This is a genomic window from Citrobacter sp. Cf118, from assembly GCF_030334095.1.
Lineage (GTDB): Bacteria > Pseudomonadota > Gammaproteobacteria > Enterobacterales > Enterobacteriaceae > Citrobacter > Citrobacter freundii.
On record NZ_JAOWES010000049.1, the window covers coordinates 37,996 to 63,112 of the forward strand.

General features: G+C 54.2%; 24 protein-coding genes. 16 read left to right on the plus strand and 8 right to left on the minus strand.

Features of this window, described 5'->3' with window-relative positions; all coding sequences use genetic code 11:
* Positions 1-4: 4 nt before the first annotated feature.
* Both hemD and hemC read right to left on the minus strand, forming a co-directional pair.
* Positions 5-745, minus strand: coding sequence for a uroporphyrinogen-III synthase (hemD, locus tag OGX67_RS01345; protein ID WP_005133323.1), 741 nt, complete (start codon positions 743-745; stop codon positions 5-7).
* On the minus strand, positions 742-1,683 hold the full coding sequence (gene hemC, locus OGX67_RS01350) for a hydroxymethylbilane synthase (RefSeq protein ID WP_003841203.1): 942 nt from the start codon (positions 1,681-1,683) through the stop codon (positions 742-744). Before hemC ends, hemD begins: the two co-directional genes overlap by 4 nt.
* A gap of 390 nt (positions 1,684-2,073) precedes the next feature.
* On the opposite strand from hemC, the gene cyaA reads away from it, so the two are divergent.
* Positions 2,074-4,620 carry a class I adenylate cyclase gene (cyaA, locus tag OGX67_RS01355; RefSeq protein WP_003017946.1) on the plus strand — a complete coding sequence of 849 codons (2,547 nt, stop codon included), beginning with the start codon at positions 2,074-2,076 and terminating at the stop codon, positions 4,618-4,620.
* Positions 4,621-4,714: 94 nt separating this feature from the next.
* Here cyaA and cyaY read toward each other — a convergent pair whose 3' ends face one another.
* Positions 4,715-5,035: an iron donor protein CyaY gene (gene cyaY, locus OGX67_RS01360; RefSeq protein WP_003017943.1), complete on the minus strand. Its 321-nt coding sequence runs from the start codon at positions 5,033-5,035 to the stop codon at positions 4,715-4,717.
* Positions 5,036-5,173: 138 nt separating this feature from the next.
* On the opposite strand from cyaY, the gene lptM reads away from it, so the two are divergent.
* The 8 genes from lptM (at position 5,174) to corA (ending at position 12,106) form a co-directional block, all read left to right on the plus strand.
* Positions 5,174-5,377 carry an LPS translocon maturation chaperone LptM gene (gene lptM / locus OGX67_RS01365; protein WP_003017937.1) on the plus strand — a complete coding sequence of 68 codons (204 nt, stop codon included), beginning with the start codon at positions 5,174-5,176 and terminating at the stop codon, positions 5,375-5,377.
* 49 nt (positions 5,378-5,426) lie between these two features.
* Positions 5,427-6,251, plus strand: a complete 825-nt coding sequence (gene dapF, locus OGX67_RS01370; protein WP_003017933.1) for a diaminopimelate epimerase — start codon at positions 5,427-5,429, stop codon at positions 6,249-6,251.
* Entirely contained in the window at positions 6,248-6,955 is a 708-nt protein-coding gene (locus OGX67_RS01375) for a DUF484 domain-containing protein (protein WP_003017931.1), read from the plus strand. Before dapF ends, OGX67_RS01375 begins: the two co-directional genes overlap by 4 nt.
* Entirely contained in the window at positions 6,952-7,854 is a 903-nt protein-coding gene (xerC, locus tag OGX67_RS01380) for a tyrosine recombinase XerC (protein ID WP_003841210.1), read from the plus strand. Before OGX67_RS01375 ends, xerC begins: the two co-directional genes overlap by 4 nt.
* Positions 7,854-8,570, plus strand: coding sequence for a 5-amino-6-(5-phospho-D-ribitylamino)uracil phosphatase YigB (yigB, locus tag OGX67_RS01385; RefSeq protein WP_286525710.1), 717 nt, complete (start codon positions 7,854-7,856; stop codon positions 8,568-8,570). The genes xerC and yigB overlap by 1 nt, the downstream gene beginning before the upstream one ends.
* 64 nt (positions 8,571-8,634) lie before the next feature.
* On the plus strand, positions 8,635-10,797 hold the full coding sequence (uvrD, locus tag OGX67_RS01390) for a DNA helicase II (protein WP_003017922.1): 2,163 nt from the start codon (positions 8,635-8,637) through the stop codon (positions 10,795-10,797).
* Positions 10,798-10,945: 148 nt separating this feature from the next.
* Positions 10,946-11,002, plus strand: a complete 57-nt coding sequence (gene ysgD / locus OGX67_RS01395) for a YsgD/CorL family protein (protein ID WP_212723238.1) — start codon at positions 10,946-10,948, stop codon at positions 11,000-11,002.
* Positions 11,003-11,155: 153 nt separating this feature from the next.
* Positions 11,156-12,106: a magnesium/cobalt transporter CorA gene (gene corA, locus OGX67_RS01400; protein WP_003017920.1), complete on the plus strand. Its 951-nt coding sequence runs from the start codon at positions 11,156-11,158 to the stop codon at positions 12,104-12,106.
* Between the two features lie 73 nt (positions 12,107-12,179).
* Here corA and rarD read toward each other — a convergent pair whose 3' ends face one another.
* Entirely contained in the window at positions 12,180-13,073 is an 894-nt protein-coding gene (gene rarD / locus OGX67_RS01405) for an EamA family transporter RarD (RefSeq protein WP_071696834.1), read from the minus strand.
* A 51-nt stretch (positions 13,074-13,124) separates the two neighbouring features.
* On the minus strand, positions 13,125-13,592 hold the full coding sequence (yigI, locus tag OGX67_RS01410; RefSeq protein ID WP_003017917.1) for an acyl-CoA thioesterase YigI: 468 nt from the start codon (positions 13,590-13,592) through the stop codon (positions 13,125-13,127).
* Positions 13,593-13,757: 165 nt separating this feature from the next.
* On the opposite strand from yigI, the gene pldA reads away from it, so the two are divergent.
* The 3 genes from pldA to rhtC all read left to right on the plus strand — a co-directional run bounded on the left by pldA (position 13,758) and on the right by rhtC (position 17,229).
* On the plus strand, positions 13,758-14,627 hold the full coding sequence (pldA, locus tag OGX67_RS01415; protein WP_003017916.1) for a phospholipase A: 870 nt from the start codon (positions 13,758-13,760) through the stop codon (positions 14,625-14,627).
* Between the two features lie 88 nt (positions 14,628-14,715).
* Entirely contained in the window at positions 14,716-16,545 is a 1,830-nt protein-coding gene (gene recQ, locus OGX67_RS01420; protein ID WP_003017915.1) for an ATP-dependent DNA helicase RecQ, read from the plus strand.
* Positions 16,546-16,608: 63 nt separating this feature from the next.
* The gene (rhtC, locus tag OGX67_RS01425; RefSeq protein WP_003828942.1) at positions 16,609-17,229 is read left to right on the plus strand and encodes a threonine export protein RhtC; all 621 of its coding nucleotides are present in this window, start codon (positions 16,609-16,611) and stop codon (positions 17,227-17,229) included.
* A gap of 48 nt (positions 17,230-17,277) precedes the next feature.
* Here rhtC and rhtB read toward each other — a convergent pair whose 3' ends face one another.
* Positions 17,278-17,898, minus strand: a complete 621-nt coding sequence (gene rhtB, locus OGX67_RS01430; RefSeq protein WP_003828938.1) for a homoserine/homoserine lactone efflux protein — start codon at positions 17,896-17,898, stop codon at positions 17,278-17,280.
* Between the two features lie 110 nt (positions 17,899-18,008).
* Here rhtB and pldB point away from each other — a divergent pair, with 110 nt between their 5' ends.
* From pldB to OGX67_RS01445, 3 genes are all read left to right on the plus strand, one after another.
* Positions 18,009-19,025: a lysophospholipase L2 gene (pldB, locus tag OGX67_RS01435; RefSeq protein ID WP_003017911.1), complete on the plus strand. Its 1,017-nt coding sequence runs from the start codon at positions 18,009-18,011 to the stop codon at positions 19,023-19,025.
* A gap of 15 nt (positions 19,026-19,040) precedes the next feature.
* On the plus strand, positions 19,041-19,841 hold the full coding sequence (gene yigL / locus OGX67_RS01440) for a sugar/pyridoxal phosphate phosphatase YigL (RefSeq protein ID WP_003017910.1): 801 nt from the start codon (positions 19,041-19,043) through the stop codon (positions 19,839-19,841).
* Positions 19,842-19,916: 75 nt separating this feature from the next.
* Positions 19,917-20,816: a carboxylate/amino acid/amine transporter gene (locus OGX67_RS01445; protein WP_003017909.1), complete on the plus strand. Its 900-nt coding sequence runs from the start codon at positions 19,917-19,919 to the stop codon at positions 20,814-20,816.
* Here the strand turns inward: OGX67_RS01445 and metR are convergent.
* On the minus strand, positions 20,704-21,657 hold the full coding sequence (gene metR / locus OGX67_RS01450; protein WP_003017908.1) for an HTH-type transcriptional regulator MetR: 954 nt from the start codon (positions 21,655-21,657) through the stop codon (positions 20,704-20,706). The genes OGX67_RS01445 and metR overlap by 113 nt on opposite strands.
* Positions 21,658-21,774: 117 nt before the next feature.
* Here metR and metE point away from each other — a divergent pair, with 117 nt between their 5' ends.
* Positions 21,775-24,036: a 5-methyltetrahydropteroyltriglutamate--homocysteine S-methyltransferase gene (gene metE, locus OGX67_RS01455; RefSeq protein ID WP_257651973.1), complete on the plus strand. Its 2,262-nt coding sequence runs from the start codon at positions 21,775-21,777 to the stop codon at positions 24,034-24,036.
* A gap of 54 nt (positions 24,037-24,090) precedes the next feature.
* On the opposite strand, the gene OGX67_RS01460 is transcribed toward metE, so the two are convergent.
* Entirely contained in the window at positions 24,091-24,897 is an 807-nt protein-coding gene (locus OGX67_RS01460; RefSeq protein WP_016151242.1) for a dienelactone hydrolase family protein, read from the minus strand.
* Positions 24,898-25,117 lie beyond the last annotated feature (220 nt).

Genomic DNA, 25,117 nt, shown 5'->3' on the forward strand with positions numbered 1-25,117 from the left:
AGAGTTATTGTAATGCGCGTAGTAGCGCATCGTTGTCGGCGTTATCAGCGACCTTAATATCTTGCCAGCCCAGTTCCCGGGCGAGGTGCGCCAGACGCTCACTGACGACCAGCAGCCGACAGCGTAGTAACCAGTGCTCACGATACCACTGTGGAATAAGCGTCCAGAGCTGTTGTAGCATCTCTCCGCTAGTGACGACCACCGTGGTTACGCCACGGGATTGCCAGCGCATCGCTTCTTCTGCACCATCGTAATATTTTGCACTGCGTTGATAACATTCACAAAAATCGACATCGGCTCCGCGTGCCGTCAGGGTTTCACCTATCAGCTCACGGCCACCGTTGCCGCGTAATATAAGCGCGCGTTTTCCCGCAATATTTTGTAATTCAGGTAATTGTAGCAAGACTTCGCTAATTTCCCGATCCAGAGGGTAGTGAATATTGAAGCCGCTAACAGTATGCAGCGCCAGCGCCGTTGTACGGCCAATGGCAAAATACCGCGGAAGGGATGGCCAGCTTTTCTCTTGCTGCTGAAGCTCGGCATCTGCAAAGGTAACGGCGTGCTGCGAGAGGGCGAAGACCAGATCGTTCTCCGTCAGCGCCGACAGTCGGGAAGCAAGCGTTGCCAGTTCCCGACCAGGTGAAAACTCGATGAGCGGAAAACTCCAGGCCACCTGCCCCAGTGTGCGCAGACGGCTCACTAACTCTTCCCCAGCGGGAGACGGGCGGGTGACCAGAATACTCATGCGGGTGCTTCTCCGTTATAAACTTCAGCCAGAATGGCGCGCGCACCGTTCTCCAGCAGTTCTTCTGCCAGAGAGATGCCCATCTGTTCGGCATCCTGTGTGGCGCCGCGACGTTCTCCGCATACCATCTGTGAACCGTCTGGCGCGCCGACCAGCGCACGTAGCCAAATCTCACCGTCGATGATTTCGGCATAGCTACCAATAGGTACCTGACATCCCCCTTCCAGGCGGGTGTTCATGGCGCGTTCTGCTTTGACGCGTAGCGCCGTCTCTTCATGGTTGAGCGGCGCTAACAGCGCCTGAGTGCGCATATCATCCAGTCGACATTCTATGCCTACTGCGCCTTGTCCGACAGCGGGTAGGGAGACTTCCGGCGGCAGAGCGGTACGGACTCGCGACTCAAGACCTAAACGTTTTAATCCAGCGACCGCCAGAATAATGGCATCATAATCGCCGTTATCCAGTTTGCTGAGGCGCGTGCCTACGTTGCCGCGCAGCGAACGGATGACGAGATCCGGGCGACGCTTCGCCAACTGGCACTGGCGACGCAAACTGGATGTCCCAACGATGCTGCCTGCGGGGAGTTCATCCAGCGTGTTGTACTTATTTGAGACGAAAGCATCACGCGGATCCTCTCGCTCGCAAATGGTGACCAGTCCAAGACCGTCAGGGAATTCAACCGGCACATCCTTCATGGAATGCACGGCGATATCGGCGCGTTTTTCCAGCAGCGCGACTTCCAGCTCTTTAACAAACAACCCTTTCCCTCCGACTTTCGCCAGCGGGGTATCAAGGATCACATCGCCACGGGTTACCATAGGAACCAGTTCTACGATCAGACCTGGGTGGTTTGCCATTAAGGCGTCTTTGACATAATGTGCCTGCCAGAGCGCAAGGGGGCTTTGGCGTGTGGCAATTCTCAAAACATTGTCTAACATGCTTGTTACCGTCATTATCAATCATTGACCATCCTAACATCCTTATCAAAGGGATGTCAGCGTTACGCTCAAACGTAAGTGAGAGGAAAGGCGCTGCATCATCACTGTCAGTGAATAATGACGAGAAAAACCTCCCGACCGTATGAAGGAATTTACACGTAACGAACGGTGCTACACTGGTATGTAGCGCATCTTTCTTTACGGTCAATGAGCAAGGTGTTAAATTGATCACGTTTTAGACCATTTTTTCATCTGTAACTAATAAAAGTGCAGGGGAAAAAGGTAACGGTTATTTTTGACATACGGTTTATCCGGACTGATGACGAGGGTGGTGAGCGTTTGCGCCGCCGCTATCGACGCCATGACGGATGCAACATCAGGCGATACGTCTTGTACCTCTATATTGAGACTCTGAAACAGAGACTGGATGCCATAAATCAACTGCGTGTGGATCGCGCGCTTGCTGCCATGGGACCTGCTTTCCAGCAGGTATACAGTCTGCTGCCGACATTATTGCACTACCACCATCCGCTGATGCCGGGTTACCTTGATGGTAACGTTCCCAAAGGCATATGCCTTTACACGCCTGATGAAACCCAACGCCACTACCTGAACGAACTGGAACTGTACCGCGGTATGTCGCCGCAGGACCCGCCGAAGGGCGAACTGCCGATCACCGGCGTTTACTCGATGGGCAGTACCTCTTCGGTAGGGCAAAGTTGTTCGTCTGACCTTGATATCTGGGTCTGCCATCAATCCTGGCTGGATAGCGAAGAGCGCCAACTGCTGCAGCGTAAATGTAGCCTGCTGGAAAGCTGGGCGGCCTCGTTGGGCGTGGAAGTCAGTTTCTTCCTGATTGACGAAAACCGTTTCCGTCACAATGAAAGCGGCAGTCTGGGTGGTGAAGACTGTGGCTCGACGCAGCATATCCTGTTGCTGGATGAATTCTATCGCACCGCTGTGCGCCTCGCGGGTAAACGTATTCTGTGGAATATGGTGCCGGGCGACGAAGAAGAGCACTACGACGATTACGTCATGACGCTCTACGCACAGGGGGTGTTAACGCCAAACGAATGGCTGGATCTCGGCGGACTCAGTTCGCTTTCCGCCGAAGAGTACTTTGGCGCCAGCCTCTGGCAGTTGTACAAGAGTATCGACTCCCCGTACAAAGCGGTACTGAAAACGCTGTTGCTGGAAGCCTATTCCTGGGAATATCCCAACCCACGACTGTTGGCGAAAGACATTAAACAGCGCTTGCATGACGGCGAGATCGTCTCTTTTGGTCTCGACCCTTACTGCATGATGCTGGAGCGCGTTACCGAGTACCTCACGGCGATCGAAGATCCGACGCGCCTGGATTTAGTACGTCGATGTTTCTACTTAAAAGTGTGCGAGAAACTGAGCCGTGAGCGCGCCTGCGTGGGCTGGCGTCGTGAAGTATTAAGTCAGTTAGTGAAAGAGTGGGGCTGGGATGACACTCGTCTGACCATGCTGGATAACCGCGCTAACTGGAAGATTGACCAGGTACGTGAAGCGCATAACGAACTGCTCGATGCGATGATGCAGAGCTATCGTAACCTGATCCGCTTTGCGCGGCGCAATAACCTCAGCGTCAGCGCCAGTCCGCAGGATATCGGTGTGCTGACCCGTAAGCTGTATGCTGCGTTTGAAGCGTTGCCCGGTAAGGTCACGCTGGTGAACCCGCAGATATCTCCGGATCTCTCGGAACCGAATCTGACCTTTATCCATGTACCGCCGGGTCGTGCCAACCGTTCGGGTTGGTATCTCTACAACCGCGCGCCTAACATGGACTCGATCATCAGCCATCAGCCGCTGGAATATAACCGCTATCTCAACAAGCTGGTGGCGTGGGCCTGGTTCAATGGCCTGCTGACCTCGCGTACGCATTTGTTTATTAAGGGTAACGGCATTGTTGATTTGCCGAAGCTGCAGGAAATGGTCGCCGATGTGTCGCACCACTTCCCGCTGCGACTGCCTGCGCCAACGCCGAAAGCGCTCTATAGCCCATGCGAAATTCGCCATCTGGCGATTATCGTTAACCTCGAATATGACCCGACGGCAGCGTTTCGCAATCAGGTGGTGCATTTTGATTTCCGTAAGCTGGACGTCTTCAGTTTTGGTGAAGAGCAAAAATGCCTGGTGGGTAGCGTAGACCTGCTGTACCGCAACTCGTGGAATGAAGTGCGTACGCTGCACTTCAACGGCGAGCAGGCGATGATTGAAGCGTTAAAAACGATTCTGGGCAAAATGCACCAGGATGCCGCGCCGCCAGATAGCGTCGAGGTTTTCTGCTATAGCCAGCATCTGCGCGGTTTAATTCGCACCCGCGTTCAGCAACTGGTGTCTGAGTGCATTGAATTACGCCTCTCCAGCACCCGTCAGGAAACCGGACGTTTCAAAGCGCTACGTGTTTCCGGCCAGACGTGGGGATTGTTCTTCGAGCGCCTGAACGTCTCGGTGCAGAAGCTGGAAAACGCGATTGAATTCTATGGCGCGATTTCACATAACAAACTGCACGGGCTTTCCGTCCAGGTTGAGACCAACCATGTGAAACTGCCGTCGGTGGTAGACGGTTTTGCCAGTGAAGGGATTATTCAGTTCTTTTTCGAAGAAACGGGTGATGAGCAGGGCTTTAATATCTACATTCTGGACGAAAGCAATCGGGCTGAGGTGTATCACCACTGCGAAGGTAGTAAAGAGGAACTGGTACGCGACGTCAGCCGTTTCTACTCATCGTCGCACGATCGTTTTACCTACGGCTCCAGCTTCATCAACTTTAACCTGCCGCAGTTCTATCAGATTGTGAAAACCGACGGGCGCGCGCAGGTGATTCCGTTCCGCACCCAGCCGATTAGCGCTGTTCCGCCCGTCAATCAGGACAACGACGCGCCGCAGTTGCAGCAGTACTTCTCTTAAGCATAGTGCCGGATGGCGGTGTAAACACCTTATCCGGCCTCCAAATGCGCGAGATACCCAGGCCGGATAAGCGAAGCGCATCCGGCAATCACACTTAGTGGAAGCTCACCTCTTCACCTGCCTGCTGCGTTGCCGCCTGTTCCAGCAGATCCCAGAACGTTTCGCCGCTTCGGTCGCAGATCCACTCGTCGCCTTTCAGGTCAAAGTGGTAGCCGCCCTGTTTGGTCGCCAGCCATACCTGGTGCAGCGGCTCCTGACGGTTAATGATAATTTTGCTGCCGTTTTCGAAACTGATGGTCAGAACGCCGCCGTTGATCTCACAATCGATATCGCTGTCGCCATCCCAGTCATCCAGACGTTCTTCAATGGTCATCCACAGGGTGTCAGCAAGGCGATGAAATTCACTGTCGTTCATTTTCTTATCCTATTTTTCGTGATGCCCGCAGTATAACGTGGAATAAATCGCGATGCAGTTTTTAACCAAACTCTTGCTTTTACGCCTTCTCCTGCGATGATAGAAAACAGAAAGCATGAACTTTACAGGCAATCAATAATGAAAAACGTGTTAAAGCCACTCGCTGTCATTTTTACTCTGTTCAGCCTGACGGGCTGTGGGCTAAAAGGCCCGCTCTATTTCCCGCCAGCTGATAAAACCGCGCCGCCTCCGACCAAGAGCGTTCAGCCGCAATCGCAATCCACCACGCCTGAGAAAAACGATCGTGGGATTAGTGATGGGCCTTCTCAGGTGAATTACTAACGGCAGGAATAGATTTTACATTTCTGTACCCGCGTGAACGGAGTGAATGATGCAATTCTCTAAAATGCATGGCCTTGGCAACGATTTTATGGTCGTCGACGCGGTAACGCAGAATGTCTTTTTCTCACCAGAGCTGATCCGCCGCCTGGCCGACAGACATCTCGGCGTTGGATTTGATCAACTGCTGGTGGTTGAACCTCCGTATGATCCGGAGCTGGATTTCCACTACCGTATTTTTAATGCCGACGGCAGTGAAGTGTCACAGTGCGGCAATGGCGCCCGCTGTTTTGCCCGTTTTGTTCGCCTGAAAGGGCTGACCAATAAGCGCGATATTCGCGTCAGTACCGCGAATGGTCGTATGGTATTAACCGTAACCGACGACGAGCTGGTGCGGGTGAATATGGGCGAACCCAATTTTGAACCCTCGCAGGTTCCTTTTCGCGCTAATAAAGCAGAGAAGACCTATATTATGCGTGCGGCCGAACAGACAGTATTGTGCGGCGTGGTTTCAATGGGGAACCCGCACTGCGTGATTCAGGTTGATGATGTTGATACGGCCACGGTAGAAACACTGGGACCGGTTCTGGAAAGCCATGAACGCTTCCCTGAACGCGCCAACATTGGATTTATGCAGGTGGTAAAACGCGAGCATATCCGACTGCGCGTCTATGAGCGCGGCGCGGGTGAAACGCAGGCCTGCGGCAGCGGTGCATGCGCAGCCGTTGCAGTCGGTATCCAGCAGGGGCTGCTGGCAGAAGAAGTGAGGGTGGAATTACCGGGCGGTCGACTTGATATCGCCTGGAAAGGTCCGGGTCATCCGCTGTATATGACTGGCCCGGCGGCACATGTCTACGACGGATTTATTCACTTATGAAGCAACCAGGGGAAGAACTACAGGAAACGCTCATGGAGCTCGACGATCGGGCGGTCGTCGATTATCTGCAACGTAATCCTGAGTTTTTTATCCGTAATGCCCAGGCCGTTGAAGCGATGCGAGTTCCGCACCCAGTGCGGGGCACGGTCTCTTTAGTGGAATGGCATATGGCGCGGGCGCGTAATCATATTAACGTGCTGGAAGAGAACATGGCGTTGTTGATGGAACAAGCCAACGCCAATGAAAGCCTGTTCTATCGTCTGTTAAGTCTGCAAGGCCGGCTGGTGTCGGCCAGCAGTCTTGACGACATGCTGATGCGCTTGCATCGCTGGGCGCGTGAGCTAGGGCTGGCCGGAGCGACGGTTCGTCTGTTCCCGGATCGCTGGCGACTTGGCGCGCCATCAAAATTCACCCATCTGGCATTAAGCCGTCAGGCTTTTGAACCGTTGCGTATCCAGCGTTTGGGCCAGTCGCAGCACTATCTTGGGCCGCTCAATGGTCCTGAATTGCTGGTGATGATGCCGGAGGCGAAAGCCATCGGCTCAGTCGCGATGTCGATGCTCGGGCAGGATGGATCCCTTGGCGTGATGCTGTTTAGCAGTCGTGATGTTAATCATTACCAGCAGGGGCAAGGCACGCAATTGCTGCAGGAAATCTCGCTGATGTTGCCAGAGCTGCTGGAGCGCTGGATTGAACGCGTATGACCGATTCACCCCTTTCTCAGGATGTGGCGCGCTTTTTGCGCTATCTGGGCGTTGAGCGTCAGCTTAGCCCGATCACCTTGCTTAATTATCAGCGTCAGCTTGATGCCATCATTGCGTTAGCCGGAGAGACCGGTCTGCAAAGCTGGCAACAATGTGATGCGCTCATGGTCCGCAGTTTTGCTGTTCGCAGCCGTCGTAAAGGACTGGGGCCGGCGAGTCTGGCACTGCGTCTCTCCGCGTTACGCAGTTTCTTCGACTGGCTGGTTAATCAGGGCGAACTGAAAGCCAATCCGGCAAAAAGCGTTTCCGCGCCGAAAGCACCGCGTCATCTACCTAAAAATATCGATGTCGACGACGTTAATCGTCTGCTGGATATCGATCTCAACGACCCCCTTGCCGTGCGTGATAGAGCGATGCTGGAAGTGATGTACGGCGCGGGTCTGCGTTTATCTGAACTGGTTGGGCTGGATATTAAACATCTCGATCTCGACACCGGCGAAGTGTGGGTGATGGGTAAGGGCAGTAAAGAGCGTCGCCTGCCGATTGGCCGCAATGCGGTGGCGTGGATTGAACACTGGCTGGATCTACGCGGACTCTTTGGCTGCGATGACGATGCGCTATTTCTGTCCAAACTGGGCAAACGCATCTCGGCGCGTAACGTGCAGAAACGCTTTGCTGAATGGGGTATCAAGCAGGGGCTGAACAGCCACGTACATCCCCACAAATTACGCCACTCATTTGCGACGCATATGCTGGAGTCGAGCGGCGATCTGCGCGGAGTGCAGGAGTTATTGGGTCATGCCAATCTCTCCACAACTCAAATCTATACCCATCTTGATTTTCAACACCTGGCTTCAGTGTACGATGCGGCGCATCCGCGCGCTAAACGGGGGAAATAATGCGTTTTTACCGGCCTTTGGGGCGCATTTCTGCGCTCACCTTTGACCTTGATGACACCCTTTACGATAACCGTCCCGTTATCACACGCACCGAGCAGGAAGCGCTCGCGTTTGTACAGAATTACCATCCGGCGTTGAATTCGCTGCAAAATAGCGACCTACAGCGCTTGCGTCAGGCCGTTCGCGACGCCGAGCCGGAAATCTATCACGATGTTACCCAATGGCGTCACCGGGCCGTAGAACGCGCTATGCTGGAGGCGGGTTTGTCAGCGGCAGAAGCCAGAATGGGGGCGAATGCGGCGATGATGAATTTTGCCAAATGGCGTAGCCGCATTGAAGTCCCACAGACGACGCATGACACGCTGAAAGCGCTGGCTCGCAAATGGCCGCTGGTGGCGATCACCAACGGTAACGCGCAGCCGGAACTGTTTGGCCTGGGTGATTACTTTGAGTTTGTGCTGCGCGCCGGCCCCGACGGACGATCAAAACCGTTCAGCGACATGTACTTGCTGGCGGCGGAAAAACTGAAAATGCCTGTAGGTGAGATCCTGCATGTGGGTGATGACCTGACGACAGACGTCGCGGGCGCCATCCGTTGTGGTATGCAGGCCTGCTGGATCAAACCGGAAAATGCCGACCTGATGCACACCGCAGACAGTCGTTTGCTGCCGCATATCGAAATTTCACAGTTGGCATCTCTGACCTCGCTGATATAATCACCAACAACTCTGTATAAATTCCCAGGGGTCCGGCTGGGCCCTGTTGATTCCGGCGGTGCCAATGGACGTTTCTTACCTGCTCGATAGCCTCAATGACGAACAGCGCCAGGCTGTGGCCGCGCCACGCAGCAACATGTTGGTTCTGGCAGGCGCGGGGAGTGGTAAAACGCGCGTGCTGGTGCACCGTATCGCCTGGTTACTGACGGTAGAGAACAACTCGCCGTATTCGATTATGGCGGTAACCTTTACCAACAAAGCGGCAGCGGAAATGCGCCACCGTATTGGTCAGATCATGGGAACCAGCCAGGGTGGTATGTGGGTGGGGACGTTCCACGGTCTGGCGCACCGTCTGCTGCGCGCGCACCATATGGATGCCAACCTGCCGCAGGATTTCCAGATCCTCGACAGCGAAGACCAATTGCGTCTGCTTAAGCGCCTGATCAAGGCGATGAACCTGGATGAGAAGCAGTGGCCGCCGCGTCAGGCGATGTGGTTTATTAATAGTCAGAAAGACGAAGGGCTGCGCCCGCACCATCTGCAGAGCTATGGCAACCCGGTTGAGCAAACCTGGCAGAAAGTGTATCAGGCTTACCAGGAAGCGTGTGACCGCGCCGGGTTGGTTGATTTCGCCGAGCTGCTGCTGCGCGCCCATGAACTGTGGCTCAACAAGCCGCATATCCTGCAGCACTATCGCGAACGCTTTACCAATATCCTGGTGGACGAATTTCAGGATACCAACAACATTCAATACGCCTGGATCCGCCTGCTGGCGGGCGATACCGGTAAAGTGATGATCGTGGGTGATGACGACCAGTCGATCTACGGCTGGCGCGGGGCGCAGGTGGAAAACATCCAGCGCTTCCTCACCGATTTCCCGGGCGCAGAAACCATTCGTCTGGAGCAGAATTACCGCTCGACCAACAATATCCTCAGCGCAGCTAACGCCCTGATTGAGAACAACAACGGGCGTCTGGGTAAAAAGCTGTGGACCGACGGTGTCGACGGTGAACCGATCTCGCTTTACTGCGCGTTCAACGAACTTGATGAAGCGCGTTTTGTCGTTAACCGCATCAAGACCTGGCAGGACAACGGCGGCGCACTTGAACAATGCGCTATTCTGTACCGCAGCAACGCCCAGTCGCGCGTACTGGAAGAGGCGTTGTTACAGGCCAGCATGCCGTATCGGATTTATGGCGGGATGCGCTTCTTCGAACGCCAGGAAATCAAAGATGCGCTCTCTTACCTGCGCCTGATCGCTAATCGCAATGACGACGCCGCATTTGAGCGCGTGGTGAATACACCGACCCGCGGGATTGGCGATCGTACTTTAGATGTGGTGCGTCAGACCTCCCGTGACCGCCAGCTAACGTTGTGGCAGGCTTGTCGTGAGCTGTTGCAGGAAAAAGCCCTCGCGGGGCGCGCTGCCAGCGCCTTACAGCGTTTTATGGAGCTGATTGACGCCCTGGCCCAGGAGACCGCCGATATGCCGTTGCACGTGCAAACTGACCGGGTGATTAAAGACTCCGGCCTGCGCATGATGTACGAGCAGGAAAAAGGCGAGAAGGGCCAGACGCGTATCGAAAACTTAGACGAACTGGTGACGGCAACGCGCCAGTTCAGCTACAACGAGGAAGATGAAGACTTAATGCCGCTGCAGGCGTTCCTGTCTCACGCCGCGCTGGAGGCGGGCGAAGGGCAGGCGGATACCTGGCAGGATGCGGTTCAGCTGATGACCCTGCACTCGGCGAAAGGTCTGGAGTTCCCGCAGGTGTTTATCGTCGGCATGGAAGAAGGCATGTTCCCCAGCCAGATGTCGCTGGACGAAGGCGGACGTCTCGAAGAGGAACGCCGCCTGGCCTACGTCGGCGTGACCCGCGCGATGCAAAAGCTGACGCTGACCTACGCCGAAACGCGTCGTCTGTACGGCAAAGAGGTTTACCATCGCCCGTCGCGCTTTATTGGTGAACTACCGGAAGCGTGTGTTGAAGAGGTACGTCTGCGCGCCACGGTCAGCCGCCCGGTAAGCCATCAGCGAATGGGCACGCCAATGGCGGAAAACGATACCGGCTATAAGCTTGGCCAGCGCGTACGCCATGCCAAGTTTGGCGAGGGCACCATTGTCAATCTGGAAGGCAGCGGCGAGCACAGTCGTTTGCAGGTCGCGTTCCAGGGGCAGGGGATCAAATGGCTGGTGGCGGCCTATGCCCGACTGGAAACGGTATAACTTTCAGAAAAATATCATTATTTTGTAACGATCTGCTAGCCTTACTGATGAGCAGGTAATTTATCCAGGCTAGCGTTTCGTTGCGTGTTGACGTCAAAATTTTGCTGGCGTAACATGCGCGCACGATTACGCTAAGAGGACATTCGCCTTGGACACACCCAGTAGATACTGGCTCATTATCCTGTCATCCAGGATCAACTCCTAAGGCTATCCCTTTTTGCTGATAGCCTTCGCGGTTGTCAGCGACCTTCTGTTTTTCCCGTCGCGCTGAGTCAGGCTGTTTAATGGTCTGAAACCCAATTTGTTTCTGTGTGCCCTCCGAACTGTCCGATAATTTTTTGCATTGGGAGTCCCGGTCATGCTGAGCGCATTTCAACTGGAAAACAATCGTTTAACTCGCCTTGAGGCAGACGAGATCGAGCACCTTGCCAGTTCGGTTTGGGTCGATTTAGTCGAGCCGGATGACGAAGAACGAAACCGTGTGCAAAAGGACTTGGGCCAGAATCTGGCTACGCGCCCTGAACTGGAAGACATCGAAGCATCCGCGCGTTTTTTTGAAGACGAAGACGGTCTGCACATTCACTCCTTCTTCTTTTATGAAGACGCCGACGATCACGCGGGTAACTCAACCGTCGCATTTACTATTCGCGAAGGCCGTCTGTTTACCCTGCGCGAGCGCGAATTGCCGGCCTTTCGCCTGTACCGCATGCGTGCGCGCAACCAGGCTATGGTGGATGGCAATGCCTACGAGCTGTTGCTCGACCTGTTCGAAACCAAAATTGAACAGTTGGCGGATGAGATCGAAAACATCTACAGCGACCTGGAAAAACTCAGCCGTGTGATCATGGAAGGGCGTCAGGGCGATGAATATGACGAAGCGCTGTCGACGCTGGCGGAACTGGAAGATATCGGCTGGAAGGTACGCTTGTGTCTGATGGATACCCAACGCGCACTGAACTTCCTGGTGCGTAAAGCGCGGTTGCCGGGCAGTCAGTTGGAGCAGGCGCGTGAGATCCTGCGCGATATCGAATCTCTGCTGCCGCACAATGAATCGCTGTTCCAGAAGGTTAACTTCCTGATGCAGGCGGCGATGGGTTTTATCAACATCGAGCAGAACCGCATCATCAAGATCTTCTCGGTGGTTTCTGTGGTGTTCCTGCCGCCGACGCTGGTGGCGTCCAGCTATGGGATGAACTTTGAGTTCATGCCGGAACTGCACTGGAGCTTTGGTTATCCTGGGGCGATTGTCTTTATGATGCTCGCCGGTCTGGCGCCGTATCTGTACTTTAAGCGCAAGAACTGGCTGTAATGGCGGTGACTTATCCGGCCTACGGTGATGTGTTTTTGTAGGCCGGATAAGCGAAGCGCCATCCGGCAATCCCCTAGCTCCGACGTACCCGTCGTTGCGTATAAATCGCATCCATTACGAAAATCGCCAGCGCGACCCAGATAAACGCGAAAGTAACCATCTTGTCCGCACCCGGTACTTCACCGTAGAACGTTATCGCCAGCAGGAACATCAGCGTAGGGCCAATGTACTGGAAAAAACCCAGCGTCGACAGACGCAGGCGGGTTGCCGCGCCGGTAAAGCACAGCAGCGGTATGGTGGTCACGACACCCGCAGCAATCAGCAGCAGATTAAGCGACATCGGGTTTTGCCCCATATGGCTGGTTGGGCTGTCCGCAATGCCAAACAGATAGATGGCTGCAACGGGTAAAAGCCACAGGGTTTCGATCAGCATGCCGGTTTGTGCTTCGACGGCTATCTTCTTGCGCACAAGACCATAAAAAGCAAAGCTGAACGCCAGTCCCAGCGCGATGATTGGCAGCGATCCGAAGGTCCACAGCTGTACCAGCACGCCGCAGGCGGCTAACAGTACCGCCAGCCACTGCATGCGACGAAAGCGTTCGCCGAGGAAAAGCATTCCCAGCACAATATTCACCAGCGGGTTAATAAAATAGCCGAGGCTGGCTTCCAGCATATGGTGATTATTGACTGCCCAAATGAACAGCAGCCAGTTTCCGCCGATAAGCACGGCCGAGAGCGCCAGCAGGAAGATCTTCTTTGGCGTTTGGAGCAGCGTTTTGACACCCGACCATTGGCGGCTGATGCTCATCAGCACCACCATGAAGAAAAATGACCAGATGACGCGGTGCGTCAGGATCTCATCCGCCGGGACATAGTAAATCAGCTTGAAGTAGGCAGGTGCGATACCCCAAATAAAATAAGCAGCAAGAGCGAGTAACACGCCCTGCCGCGTTTGTTTAGCATCCATCGGGAAAACTCATTGCAGAAATGTAACAGCAGTTTACCTTTTTTTGGCTACTTACCCCACCATATAAGTGGCGGTTGCGCTGGCAATATAAAGCTGTTCTTCGTTATGCAGTTCCACGCGTGCCACGGCGACTTTATTACCCGCCCGCAGCAGGCTGCTGGTGGCGGTAAAGCGATTCCCTCTCCCTGGACGCAGGTAATCAACGCGCAAATCGATGGTTCCCATGCGTGACATCCGCTGACGCAGTTCGTCCTCACTGATTGTCTCATGGCGGGTTAGCGTACTGCCAACGCACACCAGTCCGGCGGCGACGTCCAGCGCCGAGGCGATCACGCCGCCATGTAAAATGCTTTGCGCCCAGTTGCCGACCATCATCGGTTGATTATTAAAGGCTAATTGAGCAAATTCTTTCTCATAGCGTTCAAGCTCCAGTCCCAGCGCCCGGTTAAACGGCATATGATAGACAAACATTTCACCCACTAACTTCAGCGCTTCCTCAGCAGTAAGTACGGCAGACATACGATCCCTACATCTCAATGGTTAATGAAATGTTGATATTATGCTTATTATTTGTTGTTTTCTACTTTAGGAAGGGATAACTAACGAGGAACTCGCTAAGTATGTAGAATACTTGCCAGATAATTATACAATTCATCAATATTTTGGTTCAGGAGAACAGTACCGATGCGGGCGATTCTGGGATGGTTACTACCAGCAGTCATGCTGCCGTTGACCGCGTATGCGCAGGAAGCGACAGTGAAAGAGATTCATGATGCACCCGCGGTTCGCGGCAGTATTATCGCCAACATGCTGCAGGAGCATGACAATCCTTTCACGCTTTATCCTTATGACACCAACTATCTTATCTACACCAATACCAGCGACATGAACAAAGAAGCGATCAGCAGCTATAGCTGGTCCGAAAATGCGCGCAAAGATGAGGTTAAGTTTCAGCTAAGCCTGGCGTTTCCGCTCTGGCGCGGGATATTAGGCCCAAATTCGGTGCTCGGCGGCTCCTATACCCAGAAATCCTGGTGGCAGCTTTCTAACAGTGAAGAGTCTTCACCGTTTCGCGAAACCAACTACGAACCGCAATTGTTCCTCGGTTTCGCCACCGACTACCGCTTTGCCGGTTGGACGCTTCGTGATGTCGAAATGGGCTATAACCATGATTCCAACGGCCGCTCCGATCCCACTTCACGTAGCTGGAACCGTCTTTATACTCGTCTGATGGCTGAAAACGGTAACTGGCTGGTGGAAGTTAAGCCGTGGTACGTCATCGGCAGCACTGACGATAACCCTGATATCACAAAATATATGGGCTACTATCAGCTCAAACTGGGTTATCACCTCGGTGACGCCGTCTTAAGTGCGAAAGGTCAGTACAACTGGAATACCGGTTACGGCGGCGCTGAGTTGGGTGTCAGTTACCCCATTACGAAGCATGTGCGTCTTTACACCCAGGTTTACAGCGGTTACGGCGAATCGCTGATTGACTATAACTTCAATCAGACCCGTGTTGGTGTGGGCGTGATGCTCAACGATATCTTCTGATAAGTATTGAGAGTATTTTAATCATTGCAGTTTCTCTCTCAGGCGCTGAAAATAGCGCCTGTTTTTATTTCAGGCTAATGGGGTTAATGTGGCGCAGGCGGAAGTGTTGAATCTGGAAATGGGCGCTAAACAGGTTTTGCAAGAAACCTTTGGCTACCAACAGTTTCGCCCTGGTCAGGAAGAAATCATTGATACCGTGCTCTCTGGTCGCGACTGCCTGGTCGTTATGCCGACCGGCGGCGGTAAATCCCTGTGCTATCAAATTCCCGCATTATTGCTAAACGGACTCACCGTTGTTGTTTCTCCGCTGATTTCCTTGATGAAGGATCAGGTCGATCAACTGCTGGCCAACGGCGTGGCGGCGGCGTGCCTTAACTCTACTCAAAGTCGTGAGCAGCAGCTTGAGGTGATGGCAGGCTGTCGTACAGGACAGATTCGCTTACTGTACATTGCGCCCGAACGCCTGATGCTGGATAACTTCCTTGAGCATCTGGCGCACTGGAATCCGGTGCTGCTGGCGGTTGATGAAGCGCACTGTATTTCGCAGTGGGGGCATGATTTCCGCCCCGAATACGCGGCGCTGGGCCAGTTGCGCCAACGTTTCCCAACCCTGCCGTTTGTGGCGCTGACCGCGACCGCGGATGAGACAACCCGGCTGGACATTGTGCGTCTGCTGGGACTCAACGACCCGTTAATTCAGATCAGCAGCTTTGACCGCCCGAACATTCGCTACATGTTGATGGAGAAGTTTAAGCCGCTCGATCAACTGATGCGCTACGTGCAAGAGCAGCGCGGTAAGTCTGGCATTATCTACTGTAACAGTCGCGCTAAAGTCGAGGACACCGCCGCGCGTCTGCAAAGCCGTGGCATCAGCGCCGGGGCTTATCATGCCGGGCTAGAAAATGCCGTACGCGCCGAGGTGCAGGAGAAATTCCAGCGCGACGATCTGCAAATCGTGGTGGCGACCGTGGCGTTCGGTATGGGGATCAACAAACCTAACGTACGCTTCGTGGTGCATTTCGACATTCCGCGCAATATCGAATCCTATTACCAGGAAACCGGCCGCGCCGGGCGTGATGGCCTACCGGCGGAAGCGATGCTGTTTTACGATCCGGCTGATATGGCATGGCTACGCCGTTGCCTCGAAGAGAAACCCGCCGGACAGTTGCTGGATATCGAACGGCATAAGCTCAATGCGATGGGGGCGTTTGCCGAGGCGCAAACCTGTCGTCGTCTGGTGCTGCTGAACTATTTTGGCGAGGGGCGTCAGGAGCCGTGTGGTAACTGCGACATCTGCCTCGATCCGCCAAAACAGTACGACGGACTCATGGATGCGCGTAAAGCGCTGTCGACGATTTACCGTGTTAACCAACGCTTCGGCATGGGGTACGTCGTGGAAGTGCTGCGCGGAGCGAATAACCAGCGTATTCGCGAACTGGCCCATGACAAACTGCCGGTCTATGGCATTGGTCGCGAGCAAAGCCACGAACACTGGGTGAGCGTTATTCGCCAGCTTATTCACCTGGGCCTGGTGACGCAGAATATTGCTCATCACTCCGCGTTACAGTTAACCGAAGCCGCGCGTCCGGTGCTACGCGGTGACGTTCCACTACAGCTTGCCGTGCCGCGTATTGTGGCGCTGAAACCGCGCGCGATGCAGAAATCCTTCGGCGGCAACTATGACCGCAAACTGTTCGCCAAATTGCGTAAGCTGCGTAAAGCCATTGCCGATGAAGAGAACATCCCGCCGTACGTGGTGTTCAACGACGCTACGTTGATTGAAATGGCCGAACAAATGCCGGTTTCACCGAGTGAAATGCTGAGCGTCAACGGCGTGGGAATGCGTAAACTTGAGCGTTTTGGCAAAGAGTTTATGGCGCTTATTCGCGCACATGTTGATGGTGACGACGAAGAGTAGTCAGCCGGGCAAAAAAGTGCCAGGATGGTGACTCACTGAACTATTCCCCCGCGAGTCATTTTTATGTTAACGCTATTTTTCACCGTTGCGTTGGTGCATATCGTTGCGCTGATGAGCCCCGGTCCCGATTTCTTTTTTGTTTCTCAAACTGCGGTTAGCCGTTCGCGCAAAGAAGCGATGATGGGCGTGCTGGGTATTACCTGTGGCGTCATGGTCTGGGCTGGCGTGGCACTGCTCGGCCTGCATCTGATTATCGAAAAAATGGCCTGGCTGCACACCATTATTATGGTCGGTGGGGGTCTGTATCTGTGCTGGATGGGCTACCAGATGCTGCGTGGCGCGTTTAAAAAACAGGATGTTGCAGCTCCCACTCCGCAGGTGGAGCTGGCGCAGAGCGGACGCAGCTTTTTGAAAGGTCTGCTGACCAACCTGGCGAACCCTAAAGCCATTATCTATTTTGGCTCCGTCTTCTCATTGTTCGTTGGCGATAACGTGGGAACGGGCGCGCGTTGGGGGATTTTTGCTCTGATTATCGTGGAAACGCTGGCGTGGTTTACCGTGGTCGCCAGCCTGTTTGCGCTGCCGAAAATGCGTCGTGGCTATCAGCGTCTGGCGAAGTGGATTGATGGTTTTGCTGGCGCGCTGTTCGCGGGTTTCGGCATCCATCTGATTATTTCGCGCTAAGTGATTGGCCCACTCGGTATTGGGTGGGCCCAGTATTTTTATCTGCTTTTAAGCATGCCTTGCCGATGCCAGCAGAGCGCCTATCAGCATAAATAGCGAGCCAAACACTTTGTTGAGCGCCTTCATTTGCTTTGGTCCTTTAATCCAGCCTGCAATGCGCGTGGCCAGCGTCGCGTAACCGATCATCACAATGATATCGACCACGATGGTCGTAACGCCAAGCACCACGTACTGCATCAGTTGCGGTTCCTGCGGCAGGATAAACTGCGGGAACAGGGCGGCAAGAAAAACAATGCTCTTGGGGTTGGTCAGATTCACAAAGACCGCGCGTTTGAACAGGCGACTGCGTGATTGTGTATTCGCCATGGTGTTCAGATCGATAGCGCCCGCAGCCCGCCATTGTTGAATACCCAGCCAAATCAGATAGGCCGCTCCCGCCCACTTCAGCACCTCAAATGCGATCACCGAACGTGAAAATAGCGTTCCTAGCCCCACGCCTACCAAAACGATATGAATGCCCAGCCCTGTCTGTAAACCTGCAATCGACGCGCTGGCACCGCGATAACCATGGCTGATGGCAGTGGTCATAGTGTTGATTGCGCCAGAGCCTGGAGACAAGCTCAAAATAATAGAGGTCAGCAGGTAGGCGAACCACCATTCAAAGGTCATGAGAAACTCCCGGATTGTCTATTTTTATGCCACAATACGCTACTGCCGTTAGGTTGTATCAGCGACGGCGAAAAAAACGATTTTACTTGGTCAGCGAGGCTGGATACCCGATGTTTCAGCAGCAAAAGGACTGGGAAACAAGAGAAAACGCGTTTGCTGCTTTTTCCATGGGGCCACTGACAGATTTCTGGCGTCAGCGGGAAGAAGCGGAATTTACGGGTGTGGATGATATCCCCGTACATTTTGTGCGTTTTCATGCAGAAAAAAACGATCGCGTCATCGTCGTCTGTCCTGGACGCATTGAAAGCTATGTGAAATACGCTGAACTGGCGTATGACCTGTTTCATTCTGGTTTTGACGTGCTCATTATCGATCACCGTGGTCAGGGGCGTTCCGGGCGAATGCTTTCGGATCCACATCGCGGTCATGTCGATAACTTTAATGACTATGTCGACGATCTAACCGCCTTCTGGCAGCAGGAGGTGCTACCCGGCCCGTGGAGAAAACGCTATATCCTGGCGCATTCAATGGGCGGGGCGATTGCCACGTTATTTCTGCAGCGCCACCCGAATCAGTGTGATGCCATCGCGCTTTGTGCACCGATGTTTGGTATTGTGATGCGCTTTCCCGACTGGATGGTGCGCCACATTCTGGATTGGGCTGAAGGGCACCCGCGGATCCGCGAAGGCTATGCGATGGGAACCGGGCGCTGGCGGGCGCTGCCGTTCGGTATGAATGCGTTAACCCATAGTCGACAGCGCTATCGGCGCAATCTACGCTTCTATGCTGATGAGCCGCGGTTGCGCGTTGGCGGTCCCACCTATCACTGGGTACGCGAAGGGATTCTGGCTGGTGAACAGGTTTTGGCTGGCGCTGGGGATGATGCGACGCCGACGCTGCTGATTCAGGCTGAAGAAGAACGTGTAGTGGATAACCGCATGCACGATCGTTTTTGTGAACTCCGCGCCGCAGCGGGCCATCCTGTAGAAGGAGGTCAGCCGCTTGTCATAAAAGGCGCGTACCATGAGATCCTTTTTGAAAAGGACGCCATGCGCTCAGTCGCGCTTAACGCTATTGTCGAATTTTTCGACAAGCATAACTCATCCAGCGGAACCCGCTTTGCCTAGAGGTTGAATTTTCTTATGTATCAGGTTGTTGCGTCTGATTTAGACGGTACGCTGCTTTCCCCCGACCATACTCTGTCCCCTTATGCCAAAGAGACGCTGAAGTTATTGACCGCTCGCGGCGTTAACTTCGTGTTTGCGACTGGCCGTCATCATGTTGATGTGGGGCAAATTCGCGATAACCTCGGCATTAAAACCTACATGATCACGTCCAACGGCGCGCGGGTGCATGATTCTGACGGGAATCTGGTTTTTTCCCATAACCTGGATCGCGACATTGCCAGCGACCTGTTTGGCGTAGTGAATGCAAACCCGGACATCGTGACCAACGTTTATCGCGATGATGAATGGTTTATGAATCGCCATCGTCCGGACGAAATGCGATTCTTCAAAGAAGCAGTGTTTAATTATTCCCTGTTTGAACCTGCATTACTGGAGCCTGAAGGCGTCAGCAAAGTGTTCTTCACCACCGACTCTCACGAAAGACTGCTACCGCTGGAGCAGGCGATTAACGCCCGCTGGGGCGATCGCGTCAACGTCAGCTTCTCTACGCTTACCTGTCTGGAAGTCATGGCGGGCGGCGTGTCGAAAGGTCATGCGCTGGAAGCGGTAGCGAAAGCGATGGGCTACAGCCTGAAAGACTGCATCGCTTTTGGCGACGGGATGAACGATGCGGAAATGCTCTCCATGGCGGGCAAAGGCTGCATCATGGGCAATGCCCACCAGCGCCTGAAGGATCTGCACCCAGAACTGGAAGTCATTGGTCTTAATGCTGACGATGCCGTGCCGCACTACCTGCGCGATCTCTTTTTAAAGTGATTGTTCTTTAGTTGACCAGTTGTCAACTAAACTCTCCGCTACAATGGATGTTCCCTGTTCTAAGAGACATCCATTGTGGCGCTACTCATCATTACCACTATTTTGTGGGCCTTTTCCTTCAGCCTGTTTGGCGAGTACCTTGCTGGTCATGTCGATAGCTATTTTGCGGTGTTGGTGCGCGTTGGACTCGCGGCGCTGGTGTTCCTGCCGTTCTTACGTACCCGCGGGCACAGCGTAAAAACGATCGCGCTGTATATGCTGGTGGGTGCCATGCAGCTTGGCATTATGTATATGCTGAGTTTTCACGCCTATCTGTACCTGACGGTTTCAGAACTGCTGCTCTTTACCGTGCTGACGCCGCTCTATATTACGCTGATTTATGATCTGATGAGCGGACGTCGTCTGCGCTGGAGTTACGCCTTTAGTGCGTTACTGGCGGTGATTGGCGCGGGGATCATTCGTTATGATCAGGTGACCAGCCACTTCTGGACCGGTCTGCTGCTGGTGCAGTTGTCCAATATCAGCTTTGCTATTGGTATGGTGGGCTATAAACGTCTGATGGAAACGCGGCCAATGCCGCAGCACAACGCCTTTGCCTGGTTTTATATGGGCGCCTTTATGGTGGCTGTCGTGGCCTGGTTCATGCTGGGCAATGCGCAGAAAATGCCTGCAACCACGCTACAGTGGGGAATTCTGGTCTTTCTTGGCGTGGCAGCGTCCGGCATTGGTTACTTTATGTGGAACTACGGCGCGACCCAGGTGGATGCGGGCACGCTGGGCATCATGAACAATATGCATGTCCCGGCCGGGCTGTTGGTTAACCTGGCTATCTGGCATCAACAACCTCACTGGCCAAGCTTCATCATTGGTGCGGCTGTGATAGTGGCTTCACTGTGGGTACATCGAAAGTGGGTCGTTCCGCACTCCGCACAAACGGCAGATGATCGCAGGCGTGATTCCGCGCTGAGCGAATAAACGCTTCTGTGACCGGCTGTCGCTGCTCGCCATCACGCACGGCGGCGTACAGTCGGCTCCACAATCCATCACCCAGGGTTTTAGTCACTACTAAACCCTGGCGTTCAAAACTCTCCACCACCCAGTGCGGTAACGCCGCGATACCCATTCTGGCTGCAACCATCTGAATCAGCAGCAGGGTGTTATCCACGCTCTTCAGCGACGGACTAACACCTGCAGGCTGCAGGAAATGCCGCCATACATCCAGTCGACTCCGTTGCACTGGGTAAATGAGCAGCGTCTCGCTGGCCAAATCTTCCGGCGTGATTTGCGTTTTGCTGGCTAACGGATGATCCGGCGCCAGTACCAGGCGGACTTCAAAATCGAACATCGGTGAGTAGTGCAGTCCACTGCGCGGCAGAATGTCGGAGGTTAATACCAGATCCAGCTCATCTTGCTGTAGCGCCGGTTGCGGATCAAACGTTACACCGGATTTAAAGTCCATCTCCACCTGCGGCCAGTTGGCACGAAAATTCTCCAGCGCGGGCGTCAGCCACTGGATACAGCTGTGGCATTCAATGGCGATTCGCAGCCGGGTTTGCTGCGGTTCGTTGCAAGCCTGCAGCGCACGACCAATTTGCGGCAACACCTGATTGGCTAACTGCAGCAGGATTTCTCCCTGCGGCGTAAAGCGCAGAGGCTGGCTTTTACGGATAAAAAGTCGAAAGCCAAGGCGCTGCTCCAGATCGCTGAACTGGTGAGAAAGGGCGGATTGGGTCTGATGCAACGTCGCCGCGGCGGCTGCCAGCGAACCACTATTCCGCAACGCCTGGAGCGTTTTCAGGTGTTTAATCTCGATCATGAAAGTCCTTCACTTCGGCATGAACAAATTGCGCTTGAGGAATATACAGTACTTGCGAAATATAGCGGTGTAAACATCTGGATGGCTAAAACCTGCAAATTAAATAAGAGGCATATAATGACAATACTTAATCACACCCTCGGTTTCCCTCGCGTTGGCCTGCGTCGCGAGTTGAAGAAAGCGCAAGAAAGCTACTGGGCGGGAAATTCTTCCTGTGAAGAGTTGCTGACCGTTGGCCGCGAGCTGCGTGCCCGCCACTGGGATCAGCAGAAGCAGGCGGGTGTTGACCTGCTGCCGGTAGGAGATTTTGCCTGGTACGATCACGTGCTGACTACCAGCCTGCTGCTCGGCAACGTTCCGGCTCGTCATCAGAATAAAGACGGCTCGGTCGATATCGATACCTTATTCCGTATTGGCCGTGGCCGCGCACCGACCGGTGAGCCAGCGGCGGCGGCAGAAATGACCAAATGGTTTAACACCAACTATCACTACATGGTGCCGGAGTTCACCAAAGGTCAGCAGTTCAAACTGACCTGGACGCAACTGCTGGATGAAGTAGACGAAGCGCTGGCGCTTGGCCATAAGGTGAAACCTGTGCTGCTGGGGCCGGTAACTTACCTGTGGCTGGGGAAAGTGAAGGGCGAACAGTTTGACCGCCTGAGTCTGTTGAACGACATTCTGCCGGTTTACCAGCAGGTGCTGTCTGAGCTGGCAAAACGGGGTATTGAGTGGGTGCAGATTGATGAACCGGCACTGGTACTGGAGCTGCCGCAAGCGTGGCTGGATGCCTTTAAACCGGCTTATGATGCCCTGCAGGGCCAGGTGAAGCTGCTACTGACCACCTACTTCGAAGGCGTAACGCCAAACCTGAATACCATTACCGCGCTGCCGGTGCAGGGACTGCACGTTGACTTCGTGCACGGTAAAGATGATGTCGCCGAGCTGCACAAACGTCTGCCTGCCGACTGGCTGCTGTCAGCGGGCCTGGTGAACGGACGCAACGTCTGGCGCGCCGATCTCAGCGAAAAATATGCGCAAATTAAAGATATCGTTGGGAAACGTGACCTGTGGGTGGCTTCTTCCTGCTCCCTGCTGCACAGCCCCATCGATCTCAGCGTGGAAACCCGCCTTGATGCAGAGGTGAAGAGCTGGTTTGCCTTCGCCCTGCAAAAATGCGGCGAGCTGGCGCTGCTGCGTGATGCGTTGAACACCGGTGATACGGCGGCAATTGTGGCGTGGAGCGCACCGATTCAGTCTCGTCGTCACTCTACCCGCGTCCACAACGCCGCAGTGGAAAAACGTCTGGCGGCGATCACCGCCCAGGACAGCCAGCGCGCCAACGCTTACCCGGTTCGCGCCGAGGCGCAACGTGCCCGTTTTAATCTGCCGGCATGGCCGACTACGACTATTGGCTCATTCCCGCAAACCACGGAAATTCGCGGCCTGCGTCTGGACTTCAAAAAAGGCAACCTGGATGCCGGTAACTATCGCACCGGGATCGCGGAACATATCAAACAGGCGATCGCCGAACAGGAGCGCCTGGGTCTTGACGTGCTGGTACACGGTGAAGCCGAACGTAACGACATGGTGGAATACTTTGGTGAGCATCTGGACGGGTTTGTCTTTACCCAGAACGGTTGGGTGCAGAGCTATGGCTCCCGTTGCGTGAAGCCGCCGGTGGTGATTGGCGACGTCAGCCGCCCGGAAGCGATCACCGTGGAGTGGGCGAAGTATGCCCAGTCGCTGACCGACAAACCGGTAAAAGGTATGCTGACCGGTCCGGTGACCATTCTTTGCTGGTCATTCCCGCGTGAAGACGTGACGCGTGAAACCATCGCGAAGCAGATTGCGCTGGCGTTGCGTGATGAAGTTGCGGATCTGGAAGCGGCGGGGATCGGCATCATCCAGATTGATGAACCTGCACTGCGTGAAGGTTTACCGCTGCGTCGCAGCGACTGGGCGGCGTATCTGGAATGGGGCGTGGAGGCTTTCCGCATTAACGCGGCAGTGGCGAAGGATAAAACCCAGATCCACACCCACATGTGTTACTGCGAGTTCAACGACATCATGGACTCCATTGCGGCGCTGGACGCGGACGTGATCACTATTGAGACTTCACGTTCTGATATGGAGCTGCTGGAGTCGTTCGAAGAGTTCGACTATCCGAACGAGATCGGGCCGGGCGTCTACGACATTCACTCGCCGAACGTCCCGAGCGTGGAGTGGATTGAAGCTCTGCTGAAGAAAGCCGAGCAGCGTATTCCGGCAGAGCGTCTGTGGGTGAACCCGGACTGCGGTCTGAAAACGCGCGGTTGGCCGGAAACCCGCGCCGCGCTGGCAAACATGGTTAAAGCGGCGCAGAATCTGCGTCAGGCTTAAAAACAAAACGGAGGCTGATGCCTCCGTTTTGTTTATTGGTTTGCCTGGCGGGAATTATTTCTTCCCACCGTATTGCGCGAACCACTCCAGCATTCTCTGCCAGCCGTCTTTCGCGGACTCTTCGTGATAGCTCGGGCGATAATCGGCGTTGAACGCATGTCCGGCATCGGGATAGACCACGATTTCCGCTTTAGCATTGGCGGCGCGTAGCGCCTGACGCATTGTTTCAACGGTATCTTGCGGAATGCTGGTATCCTGGCCGCCATAAAGTCCCAAAACGGGGGCGTTAAGATCGGTTGCGATATCAACGGGATGTTTCGGCGAGTTGAGGGTTTTATCACCCACCAGTTTGCCATACCACGCCACCGCCGCTTTTAACTGCGGATTATGTGCGGCATACAGCCAGGTGATGCGTCCACCCCAGCAAAATCCGGTGATCATCAGTTGGTGCGCATCTCCCCCGTTACGGGAGGCCCAACTGGCGACGTGGTCCAGATCGGCCAGTACCTGAGAGTCAGGCACTTTGGCGACAAGGCCGCTGAGCAGCGTGGGGATGTCGGCAAAGTCATTGGGATCGCCTTCGCGAAAATAGAGTTCTGGGGCGATAGCCAGATACCCTTCCAGAGCCAGACGGCGGCAAACGTCACGAATATGCTCATGAATACCAAAAATCTCCTGCACGACAATGACCACGGGAAGCAGGCCATCGGTTTGTTTTGGTCGTGCGTGATACGCTGGCATATCATCGCCTTGTGAAGGTATGGACGTTACACCGGCGATAATTTCGTTATCCGGAGTGTGAACCGTGGTAGACGTCGGTGGAGATACAGCAGGTGCAAAGCCAGATTGTCGTGTTGTCATGGTATTCTCCGTACCCTTAAATATTCAGCCAAAAAGCGCATTGTTAACTATAGACACATGCAACGAACCACATTGCCTTAAACGGGCTATCTTTTGTGCAGGGCTTCCTTACATCGCATCATTTATGTGATATGCATCACTGCTTGATGGTAATTGAATGCAATTGATTTACATCAGAGTGATGGCTGTCACGAAAATATGTTCATGCCTTCGGTAAAGT

Coding starts and splice junctions, on each gene's coding strand:
- hemD (WP_005133323.1), bottom strand. CDS start 745: ATGAGTATTCTGGTCACCCGCCCGTCTCCCGCTGGGGAAGAGTTAGTG.
- hemC (WP_003841203.1), bottom strand. CDS start 1,683: ATGTTAGACAATGTTTTGAGAATTGCCACACGCCAAAGCCCCCTTGCG.
- cyaY (WP_003017943.1), bottom strand. CDS start 5,035: ATGAACGACAGTGAATTTCATCGCCTTGCTGACACCCTGTGGATGACC.
- lptM (WP_003017937.1), top strand. CDS start 5,174: ATGAAAAACGTGTTAAAGCCACTCGCTGTCATTTTTACTCTGTTCAGC.
- dapF (WP_003017933.1), top strand. CDS start 5,427: ATGCAATTCTCTAAAATGCATGGCCTTGGCAACGATTTTATGGTCGTC.
- OGX67_RS01375 (WP_003017931.1), top strand. CDS start 6,248: ATGAAGCAACCAGGGGAAGAACTACAGGAAACGCTCATGGAGCTCGAC.
- xerC (WP_003841210.1), top strand. CDS start 6,952: ATGACCGATTCACCCCTTTCTCAGGATGTGGCGCGCTTTTTGCGCTAT.
- yigB (WP_286525710.1), top strand. CDS start 7,854: ATGCGTTTTTACCGGCCTTTGGGGCGCATTTCTGCGCTCACCTTTGAC.
- uvrD (WP_003017922.1), top strand. CDS start 8,635: ATGGACGTTTCTTACCTGCTCGATAGCCTCAATGACGAACAGCGCCAG.
- corA (WP_003017920.1), top strand. CDS start 11,156: ATGCTGAGCGCATTTCAACTGGAAAACAATCGTTTAACTCGCCTTGAG.
- rarD (WP_071696834.1), bottom strand. CDS start 13,073: ATGGATGCTAAACAAACGCGGCAGGGCGTGTTACTCGCTCTTGCTGCT.
- yigI (WP_003017917.1), bottom strand. CDS start 13,592: ATGTCTGCCGTACTTACTGCTGAGGAAGCGCTGAAGTTAGTGGGTGAA.
- pldA (WP_003017916.1), top strand. CDS start 13,758: ATGCGGGCGATTCTGGGATGGTTACTACCAGCAGTCATGCTGCCGTTG.
- rhtC (WP_003828942.1), top strand. CDS start 16,609: ATGTTAACGCTATTTTTCACCGTTGCGTTGGTGCATATCGTTGCGCTG.
- rhtB (WP_003828938.1), bottom strand. CDS start 17,898: ATGACCTTTGAATGGTGGTTCGCCTACCTGCTGACCTCTATTATTTTG.
- pldB (WP_003017911.1), top strand. CDS start 18,009: ATGTTTCAGCAGCAAAAGGACTGGGAAACAAGAGAAAACGCGTTTGCT.
- yigL (WP_003017910.1), top strand. CDS start 19,041: ATGTATCAGGTTGTTGCGTCTGATTTAGACGGTACGCTGCTTTCCCCC.
- metR (WP_003017908.1), bottom strand. CDS start 21,657: ATGATCGAGATTAAACACCTGAAAACGCTCCAGGCGTTGCGGAATAGT.
- metE (WP_257651973.1), top strand. CDS start 21,775: ATGACAATACTTAATCACACCCTCGGTTTCCCTCGCGTTGGCCTGCGT.
- OGX67_RS01460 (WP_016151242.1), bottom strand. CDS start 24,897: ATGACAACACGACAATCTGGCTTTGCACCTGCTGTATCTCCACCGACG.